This is a genomic window from bacterium, from assembly GCA_026129405.1.
Classification (GTDB): domain Bacteria; phylum Desulfobacterota; class Binatia; order DP-6; family DP-6; genus JAHCID01.
Window position 1 is genome coordinate 214,674 of record JAHCID010000007.1, and the last position, 14,434, is coordinate 229,107.

Annotated in this window: 10 protein-coding genes and 1 pseudogene; 4 read left to right on the forward strand and 7 right to left on the reverse strand. The window is 71.6% G+C overall.

The window, feature by feature from the left end; genetic code table 11:
* Positions 1-2 precede the first annotated feature (2 nt).
* From KIT14_21400 to KIT14_21420, 5 genes and pseudogenes are all read right to left on the reverse strand, one after another.
* Positions 3-2,810: a hypothetical protein gene (locus tag KIT14_21400; GenBank protein MCW5893080.1), complete on the reverse strand. Its 2,808-nt coding sequence runs from the start codon at positions 2,808-2,810 to the stop codon at positions 3-5.
* A gap of 361 nt (positions 2,811-3,171) precedes the next feature.
* Positions 3,172-4,067, reverse strand: a pseudogene (locus KIT14_21405) (TauD/TfdA family dioxygenase).
* 219 nt (positions 4,068-4,286) lie between these two features.
* Positions 4,287-5,720, reverse strand: a complete 1,434-nt coding sequence (locus tag KIT14_21410) for an alkaline phosphatase D family protein (GenBank protein ID MCW5893081.1) — start codon at positions 5,718-5,720, stop codon at positions 4,287-4,289.
* The gene (locus KIT14_21415; protein MCW5893082.1) at positions 5,713-6,627 is read right to left on the reverse strand and encodes a hypothetical protein; all 915 of its coding nucleotides are present in this window, start codon (positions 6,625-6,627) and stop codon (positions 5,713-5,715) included. The genes KIT14_21410 and KIT14_21415 overlap by 8 nt, the downstream gene beginning before the upstream one ends.
* A gap of 222 nt (positions 6,628-6,849) precedes the next feature.
* Positions 6,850-8,232, reverse strand: coding sequence for an amidohydrolase family protein (locus KIT14_21420; GenBank protein ID MCW5893083.1), 1,383 nt, complete (start codon positions 8,230-8,232; stop codon positions 6,850-6,852).
* A 92-nt stretch (positions 8,233-8,324) separates the two neighbouring features.
* Between KIT14_21420 and KIT14_21425 the strand changes: the two genes are divergently transcribed.
* Positions 8,325-9,482 carry a M20 family metallopeptidase gene (locus KIT14_21425; protein ID MCW5893084.1) on the forward strand — a complete coding sequence of 386 codons (1,158 nt, stop codon included), beginning with the start codon at positions 8,325-8,327 and terminating at the stop codon, positions 9,480-9,482.
* Positions 9,483-9,493: 11 nt separating this feature from the next.
* Here KIT14_21425 and KIT14_21430 read toward each other — a convergent pair whose 3' ends face one another.
* Positions 9,494-10,042 carry a hypothetical protein gene (locus KIT14_21430; protein MCW5893085.1) on the reverse strand — a complete coding sequence of 183 codons (549 nt, stop codon included), beginning with the start codon at positions 10,040-10,042 and terminating at the stop codon, positions 9,494-9,496.
* Between the two features lie 110 nt (positions 10,043-10,152).
* Here KIT14_21430 and KIT14_21435 point away from each other — a divergent pair, with 110 nt between their 5' ends.
* Entirely contained in the window at positions 10,153-11,070 is a 918-nt protein-coding gene (locus KIT14_21435) for an RNA polymerase sigma-70 factor (GenBank protein MCW5893086.1), read from the forward strand.
* Positions 11,071-11,532: 462 nt separating this feature from the next.
* On the opposite strand, the gene KIT14_21440 is transcribed toward KIT14_21435, so the two are convergent.
* Complete coding sequence (locus KIT14_21440; GenBank protein ID MCW5893087.1) at positions 11,533-12,285, reverse strand: SDR family oxidoreductase; 753 nt, start codon at positions 12,283-12,285, stop codon at positions 11,533-11,535.
* 163 nt (positions 12,286-12,448) lie between these two features.
* Between KIT14_21440 and KIT14_21445 the strand changes: the two genes are divergently transcribed.
* A complete protein-coding gene (locus tag KIT14_21445) occupies positions 12,449-13,315 on the forward strand; it encodes a hypothetical protein (GenBank protein ID MCW5893088.1) in 867 nt (288 codons plus the stop codon).
* A gap of 51 nt (positions 13,316-13,366) precedes the next feature.
* Positions 13,367-14,206 carry an alpha/beta fold hydrolase gene (locus KIT14_21450; protein MCW5893089.1) on the forward strand — a complete coding sequence of 280 codons (840 nt, stop codon included), beginning with the start codon at positions 13,367-13,369 and terminating at the stop codon, positions 14,204-14,206.
* The last annotated feature ends 228 nt before the right edge of the window (positions 14,207-14,434 follow it).

The following is a 14,434-nucleotide window of genomic DNA, read 5'->3' on the forward strand; positions in this document are numbered from 1 at the left end:
CGTCAGCGCGAGAACGTGCCCTCGAGCAACGCGAGCATCCCGAGGCTTCCCGAAGGCACGAGCACCGCCGCGACGATCGGATGCTGCGACAACGGGGCGAAGGCCCCGCCATCGAGAGCCTGAATGCGTTCGATCGCGACCTCGGCCTCCTTGCGCAGCGCCGCGTCCTCGGGATCCGCAGAGGCCGCGAGCCGCCACGACTGCTCCCGCATCCGGGCCAGGGCCGCGATTCTGGCTCGCTGGGCGGCACGACGAACGAAGATCGCGCACGCGACGACCGACGCCGCGAGAAGACCGAGGATGACGAGAAGGCTGGGCGGGAACGCCCAGGCGTCCAGAAGCGTGCTGCGGGCCGCCAGCATCAAAGCTATCGCCAGCCCCGGATAGAAGACGAACGGCGCTACGCAGTCACTGTGCCGCTCGATGAGACGAATGCGGGCGAGCTCCCGAGCCCCGAGGATTCCCGTTCCCCAAGCCGCGCTGCGCTCCGCGAGTTCCGCGTCCGTCCACGGCTGGCTCAGGGCGCCCAGCTCGTCGATGAAGCGTACCGCCAGGCGGCTGACGTCCACCACCATGAAGTTCAGATAGACGACGGCCGCCATGCAGACGATCCCGACGATCACGCTGCTCCCACGCGCGACCGCCCCGCGCGCCGGCACGCGCGGAAAGCCGAGCATCGCGAGCAAGCACCAGGCCGTCGCGAGGAACAGCAGCGCCCCGGCGAGAGCGCGCAGGTAGCGCACCCTCGGCGTCCCTCGCATGATGTAGCCCTTCCAGAGATCGTGGGCGGTGACCGCGGGCGCGGCGCTCCCACCCTTCACCCGAAGGCTCGGATGCATTCGTCCCCTCGCCGCGTCGTACAGTACCTCCCGCAGCCCCGTCGCCCCCCCTGCGAAGCCGGTCTGCCAGCCGTAGTCCGCCGCGATCTGCGAGTCGCTCGCCGCGAGCGCATGGTGGATACGCACGATGAGGCCGAGCGCGATGAGGGTGGTCCATCCGTCCAGCACGGTCGTCGGCCAGGTGCTGACCCCGTCGGCCAGGGAGAGGGGCTCACCGTGTCCCATCGTCTCCCACACGAGGAGCAGTACGACCAGGATCGGCGCGGCGGCGACGGCGACGACGGCGAGCCCGCGGAGGCGCGTCTCGGCGGCGCTCGCGCGGTTCGGCAGCGCCGGCGCCGCCAGAAGCACCCCGACGATCACGAGCCCGAGGAGGAGCACGCCGTCCACGCGCGCCAATCGCCAGAACGCATCGGTCTGCAATCCGAGCAGATCGGGAGGCTGCGGGTGGCGGATGCCGTTCGCCGGGGTGGCATCGTCGATGCTGAGATCGATGGCGCCGTAGCGACCGACCTCGAAGAGGCGCGGCGGCAACGCGTCGCGATGTAGGCCTGGGGTGCTCCCGTTCGGCGGCGCATCCCGACTCAACGCGGCCAGCGTCGCCGCATAGAGAGCCGTCTGGTACGCGTCGCGAAACGGCGGCACGCCGCCCTGCTGCTGCCAATGCACCTGCAACCCGAACCCGGAGGCCACGACGAGGTTTCGCGTCCACGCGAGCTCGGCCGGGTGCAGCATGACCGCGTCCAGGTCCGTCGTGAAGAAGACGACATCGGGGAAGCGCGGACGCAGTGCCTGGAGGACGAGCAGCTTATCGTACGCATCCGTGCCCAGGACGCCGATGGCACCGATGCGACGACAGTGATCGAGGAGGCGTCGGCCCAATCCGCACTCGTCCGCTGCTCGTAGGCGGCGATTCACGGCCTCGATGCGGTCGGCTACCCGCCGTAGATAGTCGAGCTGACCGTTGCCTTCGGGGCGCTCGAGGGCTTCGCGCCACCGCCGCAGCTCCTCCACGGTCGGCACGAGGCGCCCGCCCCCGTTCCCGCTCTTGTCAGAGGCCGCCTTGCGCTCGCGGGCGAGGCTCCCGTCCAGTCCACGAAGATACGCGAACCGATACAGCGGAGTGCACTCCCCCTCCCCCTCGATGCAAAGTGGCGGCTTGTTGGCGGCGTGGGCGCTGAGCTTCCGCTCGAACGTGCTCGGGAACGCTCGCCCGTAGAACGTATCCCACTCGGTGACCAGCGCCACCGCGTCGCGACGGCCCTTCCCCAGGTCCAGGCCGCGAAGCGCGAGCTCGTCGACGAGCGTGCGGGCGAGCCGACCGTCGTCGGCGATGTGACGAGTGATCGTGGCGCCGCGTCGCGACAGCTGCCTCGCGAGGCGCTCGTACTTTTTGCGGCTGCCAAGCTCCGCGTCCAGCGTCCCCTGGTCGACCGTGGCCCACGGCGAGTGGAAGAGCATCCGGAACGGGAGACCGACCGGCACGCCCTCGACCCCGCGGAGCAGCGCGACGAGCCCCCGCGAGCCGCGCGGACCGATCACGTGCACCGGCCCCCGCTGCCCTGGCGCCAGGACCTGGACGATCTCGGCGAGATCGTCGATCGGCCGCGCACCGAGCAGGTTCACCGTGATCCAGAGCACCAGCACGTGGGTCGGCCGCCCGGGATCAGGGTCGGGCCGTAACGCGTTCCGCGTATACACCTCGAACGGGATCGCCGAGCCGGTCCCGTCGGCCGATACGACCCGGTAGCGCACGTGCTCCTCGTCGCTCGGGACGTAGCCGGTCTTCCCGAGCGCCGCCACGACGGCGTAGCGATCCCGCAGGCGACTTTCCGCGTCGTCCGGCGTCCCACCCGAGCGCAGCACGACGGGCAGAACGCGCGTTCCCTGAGGGAGTGGAAGCGTCGGGCCCGCATCACCGCAGCCCGCGTTCGGACTCCTGCGCTTACATGCGGCGACGTGGGCGTCCACGGCCTGGAGCGGGTCCTGCCAGAGGCGGGCGGGGGCGGCCGACACACGCGCTCCGTCGTCGAGGCTCGCCGCCTCGTGAGGCCGGGACGATACGAGCGGGACGTCACGCCAGAGCGTGCCGGCAACGAGGCCCGCCACCACGATCGCGACGCCCGCCAGCTGCGCCGTCGCCTCGCGCTTGGATTCCAGGGGCACTGGAATCTCTGACTAGCAATCTCGATGCCTCGCTCTCCGCCAGCCCGGAGACACGCATCGCGTCGCCCCGGCAGGCGCTCGTGCGCCCCGACCGTCCGGCCCCCGAGACAACGCGTCCGCCGCCCTGGATCGGAACGCCGATCCGGCGGTCGGTGCCCGGCCCGCGTCAGTAGGGCCGGTCGCCGGCCACCGTCACGCGCTCCATCACGCGCACCTCGGGCCAGTAGTCCGAGCTGGCGTAGTGCTGCGTCGAGCGGTTGTCCCAGAAGGCGATCGAGTCCTTCCGCCAGTGGAAGCGCACCTGGTACTCGGGGCAGCTCGCCTGCTGGTAGAGGTAGCTCAGGAGACGGGCGCTCTCGTCGCGCTCCATGCCCTCGACGTGGCTGGTGAAGCCGCGGTTCACGTAGATCACCTTCTCGCCCGTCTGCGGATGCGTGCGCACGATCGGGTGCGAGACCGGCGGGTACTCGCGCTGCTTCTCGGCGAGCTTCTCCGGCGAGAGCATGCGTCCGAAGGTGATCGTGAAGTCGTGCACCGCCCGCAGGCCGTCGATCCGCTCCCTCACCGCTTCGGGCAATCCTTCGTAGGCGGCCGCCATGTCGGCGAAGAGCGTGTCGCCACCGACCGGCGGACATTCGCGGCAGCGCAGGATCGAGCCCAGCGACGGGGCCACGCGCCAGGTCACGTCGGAGTGCCAGCCGTTCTCGTAGCCGCCGATCGCCTCGTTCTTCGCCAGCAGCACGACCTCGGGGCAGCCCTCCGGCGCGGGCAGGAACGGGTGCACCTCGAGCTCGCCGAAGCGGCGGCCGAAGGCGGCGTGCTCGGCCGGCGAGAGGTCCTGGTCGCGGAAGAAGAGGACCTTGAACGCGAGCAGCGCGCGCCGGAGCTCCGCGAAGTCGCGTCGTCGAGCGGGCGGCGCAGGTCGAGGCCGGCGATCTCGGCGCCGAGCGTGGCGCCCACCTGCTCGACGCCGAAGCCCTCGAAGCGCAGGGCCGCGAGCGCTTCGCGGCGGCGGCGCAGAAACTTGCGCGGTCCGACGGGCGGCAGGACGTCGATCTGCATGGCGGCCAGCATCGCACGGCCGCGTCGGCGCGATCCACCCTCGTGGACTCGAGCCGCAACGGGCCTGCCCATTCGTCGTGTCCTCTCGCTCCAGTTTCCAACCACACCGCGAGCGGGTGGCGGGCGTGTTCGAGCCGAGAGCCGAAAGGCCGCCGGCGTCCAGCTGCGCGGCGGCCCGCCCCCTGGACGTCGCGCCGAAACGATCGGGTGCGAAGGGCCTCACACCACGAGCGTCGCGCGACAGGGCCAGCGTCCCCCGCTCCAGCGATCGTCGGCCACACGTTGGGTGTCCAGGCTCTCGACCTCGAACTCGGCGAGCAGTTCATGGCCGGCGCGCCGGATGGTCAAGAACCCGATGGCGTGCTCGTTGGTGGCGAAGATAGTTCCTTCGTCGAAATGCGGTAGTCTGCGCAGCAGCGCACCGCGCGCGGCGCCGTCGAGCTTCGGATCCGCGCGTCTACCGACGTCCGCACGGGTCGAAACGATGCTCGGCAGCCCGACCCGCGCGAGCGGTGAGGTCACGAACTCGATGAGCATGGCATCGGGTCGCGACGCCGTCCGGCACCGCCAGCGCACGAGTCGGCTCCAGTGGATGTCGCCGGACAGTACGATGAAGCTGACTCCGCGCGTCGCGATTGCCCATCGCAGCGAGGCGATGAGGTCGTCGTAATCGTCGTAGTCTGCCAACGTGGTGTCGAAGTCGCTCCACGACGTCGCCGCCGCCAGGATGGGCTGCCCGAGCACGAGGATGCCGAGCCGAGGCACGCTCGCGATCCATGCGTGGAGCGCATGGCGTTGCGCAGCGGTCATCAGGTGGGACCGTCGCAGCCTGTGCGGGCATTCGCCGTCCGGGACCGTGGGACACCGGGAATGATCGGGACTCGCGCGGTCGGTCCGCGTGTCCGCGACGAACAGATCGACGTCCGCCTGCCGCCATGCGCACCAGGCGCGCTTCTCCGCCGCTCCCCCGGTGATGCCGGGTGCGAAGTTCCATTGCCCCTGCTCTCCCCAGTTCGCTGCGCGAGCAGCGTCGGCCCACTGCGCCCAGCTCCACCAGCTGCGCGACAGCCAGATCGTCGTCTCCGGGTAGTTGTTCCAGTACTCGTGGTCGTCGCACGCGAAGACATTCGCGCCGCCCGCGAGGAGCGGGCCGAGACGCCCGGGGGCCCACGCTGCTTCGTAGCGCCGGGCGTAGACCAGCGTGGGATCGTCGCGCGTCCAGTCCGACGGCACGTCGGCGTAGATCTGATCGCCGCAGAGCACGTTCAGGTGCGGCGGGCTCGAGCGCGCCGCGAGGCGACCGAGCACCCGTCCCGCGCGGCCCACGAACTGGTCCGAGGGAAAGTAGCAGGAGAGGAGCGAGAGCCCGAAGGAGGTGTGGGCGTCGAGCCCTGCGGGCGCGGTCCGAAACCCGACGGTACTGCCACCGAACGGCCCGAGGTCGGCGACATAGTGCGTATCCGGGACGAGGTTGGCGAAGTCCACGACCCAGGTCGTCACCGGCGCCGGCCGATCCGCCACGTCGAAGCGGCAGAGCGTGCCGTGCGGCGGCGTGAGGCGAACGGGGCACGGCGGCGACGGCCAGCCGTCGAGCCGCAAGCGCGCACTCCGCGCCGTCACGGTGCCCACGAGCAGGCGCCGGCGATCAGCCACGAAGGCGTGCGCCAAGCCCGACCAGCGAGTCGGTCAGGCTCTTCGAGACTCGCGGAGCGACCAACAGCAGCCCGAACGCGGCGAGGAATACGACGGGCATCGCGGACACCGACCACGTGTCGGGCATTGCAGCCGGGGGCCCGTCGAGGGGAGCGTTGCGCAGCATGGCGGTGACGAGCCCAGCCTCGACGGCTGCGAAAGCGATGGAGGCCCAGTGCAGCTGGCGGTGGTAGCGGTACTCGGCCGCCTTGATCGCGTTCGCCAGCTCGCGCTCCGCGCGCATGACGCCCGGAACGAACGCTTCCACGAACGCGTCCCGCCAGGTCTGGAGCAGCCCCGGGTTCACGCGCTCGACCTGACCGAGCATCTCCAGCCAGCGGGCGACGGTCTCGCGGATCCGAGCGTCCTCCGGCGTGAACGCCTCGAGGCCGATGCTGATCTCTCCGCGTTCGCGAGCGCCGCTGCGGATCAGCTGGTCCAGACCCTCGACTACCTCCCGGCAGTCGGGCCCGGCAGCCATGAGGGCGATGCGTGTCACGTTCTGGACGTCGGCGTCCGAGACGTCCGAGACGGGGTCGTCACCCACAGCGCGGAGCACGAAGCTCTCGATCAGACGTCGCTGTGGCCCGTCCCACCAGTCCCGCCGCAGCTCCGGGGAGAGGCCGGCCGGAATCGTGCCGATGGGCTTGTTCGCCAGCAACGCCCAGCGCGGACCTTCGCCTGCCCCGTAGACGCTGCCGTACACGATGTACAGCAGGGCCTCCCAGTAGCGACGAACCTTCACACCGGTGAGCTTGAAGAGCTCGACGAGCGCCTGGTGCACCGGAGCGAATAGGCCGATCAGTGCAAGGAAGTCCGGGGAAAGCATCCGATTGAACGACTGCAGGAACGCCGCCGGGAGATCCATGCCGGCATCTTGCAAGGCGGATACCATCCGCGCTCGATATCGAGCCCAATGCGGACGCACACACACCCAGCGGCGCTGCCCGCCATCCGTCCAGCAGAGCGGACGGACGTGGAATATCCTGGACACCCGAGGCTGCTCCTGCGTGCCGGCGGCCCGTAGAAAGGGGGCCGTCACCCCGATGGTGCCGTGCTCCGCGGGACCACGCACTAGCGGTCGCGCCCGTCAGGACGCCGCCGCGAGTCGCTCCACCGCCGTGGCGAGGCGCTTGCCGTAGAAGCGCAGGCAGTTCCCCGCCAGCAGCTTGGCGAGATGCTCGCGGCCGTACTCGCGCGTCGTGGCCACGTTCTTCACGCAGTCGGTGAGAACGCCGTCCCAGTGTCCGTAGTCGGCGCTGAAGCACGCGACGTCCTCGCCCAGCGGACCGAGGGCCTCGCGCAGGTACGCGGGCGCCGGATCGTCGGACTCGAAGCTCACGTAGATCTGCCCGCGGCGGAAGAAGTCGACGGGATCGTGGTCGAGGTGCCGGTGCTCGTGCAGGAACTCGGCGGCGCCGGCGGCGGTCCGCTCCTCGTGCGTGGTCGCGCGCCAGAGGTCCCACGCCTGCTTCGCCTTGCGCAGCGGCTGGCGCTTCTGCGCGCGGCCGACCTTCTCGCGCAGCAGCTCGCGTGCGAACTGCGCACCGGGGACCTTCGTATGCGGCTGGAAGTCGCGGATGCGCTTCTCCCAGTGCTCGTGGAAGGCGTGGATCAGGTCGGGGAGCCAACCGCAGCCGGCCTCGAGGAAGCCCAGGCGCAGCGCCGGGAAGCGGTCGAAGACGCCGTCGAAGACGCAGGTCGCGAGCGCCATCTGCATCTGGTTCCGGTGTCCGAAGATGTGCGACAGGACGAACGTGTCGACCTGCTCGGCGATGCCCGCCGGCATGTAGACGCCGGGCGACCCGTGCACGCCGACGGCGACGTCGAGCGCTTCCGCGGCGGCGAGGATCGGCGCGAAGTCGGGATGCGAGAGGTGCTTCGGCAGGCGCACGTGCGGGAAGGCGTCGCGCGCCGCGGGGTGCGGCACCGGCAGGCTCGGGGGCACGTGCACGCCGACCATGCCGAGCTCCTCGACACAGCGGCGCAGCTCCTTCGTCGCTTCGCCGACGTCGACCAGCGACACGAACCCGACCGGGAAGAGCCGCCCCGCCCACGGCCGACAGTCGTCGGCGATGTAGTCGTTGTAGGCGCGCATGCAGGCGACCGCGAGCTCGGGGTCGATGATCGCCTCGAAGCTGAGCGTCATCGAGCCGTAGAGCACCTGCGCGTCGACGCCCTCGCGGTCCATGTGCTGCACGCGGATGCGGTTGAAGACGCCGCCGATGGCGGTCTCGGGATGGATGGCGGCGAACGCGCCCTTGCCCGGGCCCTCGGGCTGCGGGAAGAGGCGCTCCAGCTCCGGGCGGCCGGTCTGCGGGTCGACGTCGCGGATCACGAGCCGCTGCTGCCCGAAGCGGTCGCGCCGGGCGCGCAGGCGCGCGCGGTACGGGGCGTCCAGGTAGTCGAAGAAGACGACCGGGTTCTCCATCTTGTGCGCGTCGGCGTCGACGACCGGCAGTCCGTCCCACATGCGGTCGATATAGGGAGGGGCTCATCGAGCGGTCAACGGGGTCGTGACGAGGCGGCTTGACGGTGCGCAAGAGGCTCTGCGAGGCTCGCCCGATGACGCCCAAGGACGCGGCACGCGAGCGCATCCGGCACGCCGAACCCGATCTCCTGGCGCTGCACCGCCGCATCCACACCTACCCGGAGCTGGCGTTCGAGGAGGAGCGCGCCGCCGGCTGGTGCGCCGACGCCCTCGACGCCGCGGGCTTCCGCGTCGAGCGCGGCGTCGCGGGCCTGCCGACGGCGTTCGAGGCGACCGCCGGCTCGGGCCCGCTCCACGTCGCGATCTGCGCCGAGTACGACTGTCTGCCCGACATCGGCCACGCCTGCGGCCACAACCTCATCGCCGCCGCGGCGATCGGCGCGGGCATCGCCGCGGCGCGCGTCGCGGACGACGTCGGGCTCACGGTGCACGTCCTCGGCACGCCGGCCGAGGAGGCGGGCGGCGGCAAGATCCTCATGCTCGAGCGCGGCGTCTTCTCGGGCGTGCACTGCGCCATGATGGTGCATCCCGCGCCGGTCGACGTGGTCGAGCCGCCGGTGCTCGCCTTCTCCGAGTTCGACGTCAACTACTTCGGCAAGGAGGCGCACTCCGCCGCCTTCCCCGAGCGCGGCGTCAACGCCGCCGACGCCCTCACCATCGCGCAGACCGCCATCGGCCTCCTGCGCCAGCACATCCGCCGCACCGACCGCGTCCACGGCATCGTCACGCGCGGCGGCTCGGCGCCCAACGTCGTCCCCGCCCACACCTGCGCGCGCTACATCGTGCGCGCGCAGACGCTCGCCGACCTCGGCGAGATCCGTGAGAAGGTCCTGCGCTGCTTCGAGGCCGGAGCGCTCGCCACCGGCAGCCGCATGGACGTCGCCGACGTCGGGGCGCCATACGCCGAGATGCACCACGAGCCGCACCTGGCGGAGCTCTACCGCCGCAACGCCGAGGCGCTCGGCCGCAGCTTCCCGGACGTCCGCGCCATCCTGGAGCGCGCCGCCGGCTCGACCGACATGGGCAACGTCTCGCTCGCCCTGCCGTCGATCCATCCGATGATCGGCGTCGAGTCGTTTCCGGCGGTGAATCACCAGCCGGAGTTCACGGCCGCGTGCGCGACGCCGTCGGCCGATCGCGCCGTGCTCGACGGCGCCACGGCGCTCGCCTGGACGGCCATCGACGTGGCGAGCGACCCGGGGCTCGTCGCCCGGCTACGCCGCCGCGGCTGAGCAGCCGCGGCTCAGCGGGGATGCGGCTCGAGACTGCCGAGCAGGTCGCCGAAGTCGCTCTGCGCATCGCGGATCGTCGTGTCGGGGCCGGTCGCGCGGAAGAACCACGGGCCGCCCTCGCCCTCCACGATCGCCGCCAGCATGCGGTAGTGCGGCTTCTCGGCGCCGCCGCCGCCGCCCATCACGCCCGGCTTGTAGGTGCCGCTCAGGTCGACGTCGGTGATCTCGAGGCCCCCGACCTTGCGCTTCGCGATCACCGCGACCTCCTTCGTCGGACGGCCGTCGGGCTGCGTGAACTGGCTGAACCAGCGCTCGAGATTCTGCTCCACGCCGCCCCCCTGGCTCTTGCCGAAGAAGAAGAGGACGAGCTCGCCGTCCTCGGTGTCGGTGCCGGCGCGGGGGATGCGGTACTGGGCCGCGCGCATGTCCGACGGCGCCGGCACCCGCTGCCAGGTGGTGGGCAGGGAGTAACGCAGGCCGGCGTCCTCCTTGCGCGTCGTCTCGCCGGCGACGGCGAGCGCGGCGGTCACGGCGATGACGGCGACGACGAGGTGGCGCATGAGGCGCCCCCCTATCCGTCGGAGCCGATGCCGGTCAACCTCGGCGGGAGGACGTCGTCCCCGCTCGGGCCCCGCTGGTAGATGGTCCGGGCCGTGGGTAGAACGCGCGCGTGGCCTCCGATCCGACGGACGAGACGCCCGCGCTCGACGACGCGACGTCGGCGTTCGTACGCGCCCGGCCGCGCCTGTTCGGCATCGCGTACCGCATGCTCGGCAGCGTGCCGGAGGCCGAGGACGTCGTGCAGGAGACCTGGCTCCGCTGGCAGGCGACCGACCGCGACGTGGTCGTCCATCCGGCGGCCTTCCTCGCCACCACGACGACGCGGCTCGCCATCACCGCCGCCCAGTCCGCCCGGGTACGGCGCGAGGCCTACCTCGGGCCGTGGCTGCCCGAGCCGATCGACACGAGCGCCGATCCGGGCCTCGGGGCCGAGCGCGGCGAAGCGCTCGAGCTCGCGGTGCTCCTCCTCCTCGAGCGGCTGCCGCCGCTCGAGCGCGCCGCCTACGTGCTGCGCGAGGCGTTCGACCACTCCTACGCCCAGATCGCCGAAACCCTCCAGGTGAGCGAGGCCAACGCGCGCCAGCTCGCGAGCCGGGCGCGCAAGCACCTCGCCGCCGAACGGCGCACGCACGTGGACGTGGACGAGCAGCGCCGCCTGCTCGATGCGTTCCTCGTCGCGGCACGGGCAGGCGACATGGCGTCGCTGGTCGGGCTGTTCACGCCCGAGGTGGTCAGCATGTCGGACGGCGGCGGCGTGGTGCGGGCGGCGCGACGGCCGGTCGCGGGGCGCGATCGGGTCGCGCACTTCCTCGTGGCGATCTCGCGCTGGCTCTGGGTCGATGCGACGATCACCCCGGTCGAGGCCAACGGTCGCGCCGCGCTGCTCATCCGACGCGAGGGCCGGCCCTACGCCCTGCTGGCGATCCACACGACGGGCCCGACGATCGATCGCATCTTCTGGGTCATGCATCCCGACAAGCTCGCCGGCATCGCCCGCGCGGCGGACCTCGGCGCCGCGGCGCCCTGACGCGGACGCGCGGCGATCACGTCGTCCGAGCCCCCCGTCGACGGCGGCCATCTGTCCCGTCACCCCTCGGCGTCCGGACCGGCGAGCCGCACGATCCAGCGCGCCGCCTCGTGCGGCTCCCCGCGCCACCCGAGCGGGATGCCGGCGCGCTTCCGCTCCTTCACGGCCTCCGCCTGCTCCGCCACAGCCCCATCGTCCCGGTCAGCGCGCCGGATTCCGTCGACGCGGTCCCCGGTCGAGGGCGGCGCGATCGTGCGGGTCACGTCCTGCGGCACGGCCGGGCGGCGGTGAGGGCCATGCGGTTCGGCGGCTGGGCGGCCGTCGCCGCGAGCGCCGCCGGGCCGCGTCCGGTGACGAGCACCTTCGCGCCCTGCTCGGAGCTGGAGCGCCGTCGCGCGCCCGATGCCGGAGCTGCCGCCCGTGACGACGGCCACCCGATCGCGCACGACCACCCGCCCCCCGTCAGTGCACCGCCGCTTGGCGCATCCAGTCGTCGAGCCGCGTTCGTCCGGTGCGTGGCGCCTGCGCGGGCACCAGCGAGCCGTCGTCGAGATGCGCGCCGAAGTAGCCGGCGGCGGCATCGGTCACGACCTCGCGCGGATCGTTCTTCTCCTTGAGGTAGCGCGCGACGAAGTCGCTGAGCGGCATCCGCTCGGGGCCCGCCACCTCGACCGTACCGTTCAGCGGCGCCGCGAGCGCAGCGTCGACGACGGCGTCGGCGACGTCGCCTGCGGCGATCGGCTGGAAGCTGGCGCCCGGGAGGCGCACGCGATCGCCGCTCGTCCCGGAGTCGGCGATCGCATCGAGGAACTCGAAGAACTGCGTGGCCCGCACGACCGTGTACGGGATGCCGGCCTGCGCGACGATCCGCTCCTGGACGATCTTCGCCCGGAAGTAGGCGCTGTCCTGCAGCCGGTCGGTGCCGACGACCGAGAGGAGCACGTGATGCGCGACGCCGGCCCGCCGCTCGGCCTCCGCCAGGTTGCGGCCCGCGCTCTCGAAGAAGGCGCGGGCCGCGGCCTCCTCGAAGGACGGCGCGTTCGAGACGTCAACGACCACCTGCGCGCCCGCGAGCGCCGCGTCAAGGCCACGACCGGTCGTGGCGTCGACACCGGTATTCGGCGAGGCGGCCAGCGCCTCGTGTCCCTTCTCTCCGAGCATGCGCACGACCCGGCTGCCGATGCGGCCGGTGCCTCCGATGACGACGATCTTCATTGCGTGCCTCCTTTCGAACGGCGCCGCGCGCACACCGCGTGCGCCCTGCTTCCGTGCGCTAGACCGGGCACGCCGCGGTTTCGTGACAGCGCGCGGCGGGGACCTGCCGGCGGGGGGACCTGTCACGAAACGCCGCGCTCCGCGGTCATGACCCGCGGACCCGATGCCGCGACCACAGCGAAAGAGCTTCGCCGCGCCGGACGAGGTGCGCGCGTTCCCGAGCGGCCGCGTCGAGGTCGCCCGCCTCGACGACGTCGCCGTCGGCCGTTTCGTCCTGTCGCCCGGGTGGCGCTGGTCGAAGGACGTCGCACCGGTGGTCCGGACGCCGTCCTGCCGGAACCGCCACGTCGGCTACGCGATCTCGGGCTCGATCCGGGTCACGATGGACGACGGCACCGAGATCGTCATCCAGAAGGGCGACGCCTACGCGATCCCCCCGGGCCACGACGTGCTCGTCTTCGGCGACGAGCCGTGGGAGTCGATCGAGTTCACGAGCGCCCACACCTTCGGCGTGGGGCCCGAAGGGCTCGGGGAGCGCGTGCTCGCGACCGTGCTCTTCAGCGACGTCGTCGGGTCGACCGCCATGCTCCAGCGCCTCGGCGATTCCGCCTGGACCAACGTCCTCGACGAGCACAACGCGCGCATCCGCGCCGCGATCGATCGCTTCGGCGGACGCGAGATCGTCTCCACGGGCGACGGATTCCTGGCCCTGTTCGACGGCGCATCGCGCGCCGTCCGCGCCGGGGCGCTCATGGACCCGGCGGTCGCGGACCTCGGCATGCGGGTCCGCGTCGGCATCCACACGACCGAGGTCGAGCTCGTCGGCGGACAGCCGCGCGGCGTCGGCGTGCACACCGCCGCGCGATGCGCGGCGCTGGCCGGTCCGGGCGACGTCTTCGTCTCCGCCACCACGCGCGAGCTGCTCGACGGCTCGGGGCTCGCCCTCGAATGCCGCGGCGAGTACGAGCTGAAAGGTCTCCCCGGCGCACGGACGATCTTCGCGCTCCAGCGAGCGGGGGCGAGCCCGTAGGCACACGCCCCCGCTGGCGCACCGTATCGCGATGCGGCATCCTTCGCGGCGATGGCGACCGTGCGCGTCGGCGAGATCGATATCTACTACGCGGAGCAGGGGAGCGGGGATCCGCTGCTGCTCGTCATGGGCCTGGCCGCGGACTCGCAGGCGTGGCTGTTCCAGGTTCCCGAGTTCGCGCAGCGCTACCGCACGATCACGTTCGACAACCGCGGCGTCGGGCGCAGCGGCAAGCCGGCGGGGCCCTACACGATCCACCAGATGGCCGACGACGCGCTCGCCGTCCTCGACCACCTCGGCATCACGACGGCACACGTCGTCGGCGTCTCGATGGGCGGCATGATCGCGCAGGAGCTCGTGCTGCGGCATCCCGAGCGCGTGCGCAGCCTCGTGCTCGCGTGCACCTATCCCGAGCCGTCGGCCGACATCGAGCAGCAGCGCTCGTTCACGGTCTCGCAGCTGGGCGGTACCGTGACCGCATCGGGCGAGGTCGAGATCGACATCAAAGCGATCGATCCGATGCAATTCTTCCAACAGCTGCTGCCCCAGGTCTTCAACCAGGACTTCATCATGAAGGACCTGGGCAAGCTGATGCAGGTATTCTCCGGCGCGCTCCAGTACGGCTTCAGCCTCGAGGCGATCCTCGGGCAGGTCTCCGCGGTGATGGGGCATCGCGCCACCGACCGTCTGCACACGATCGCCTGCCCCACGCTGGTCATCACCGGCGATGCCGATCGGCTGATCCCGCCGTCGAACTCCGACCTGCTGGCGCAGCACATTCCCGGCGCGAAGCTCGTGAAGATCCCCGGCGGCAGCCACGGCTTCAACTTCGAGACGCCCGACCTCTTCAATCGCGAGGTGTTGGGCTTCCTGCGCAGCGTGGCGGCCTGACCCTCGCGCGCCGTGCGCGGCGCGCTGGCACAACGGATGGGCCGCGGTGGCACAACGGGTGCCACGCGACGCCCGTCCTCGCGCGGCCCGCAGGCCGGCGAGGAACTTGCTCTGAACTCCGGTGTGCAGACAGCAGCGGTACTTTCGTAGCCCAACCAGAGCGAGGTGATCGTGGAGCAGGATGTCGTCGAGCAGCGTCCGAGGGACGTGACCAGCCGTTTCGAGCTT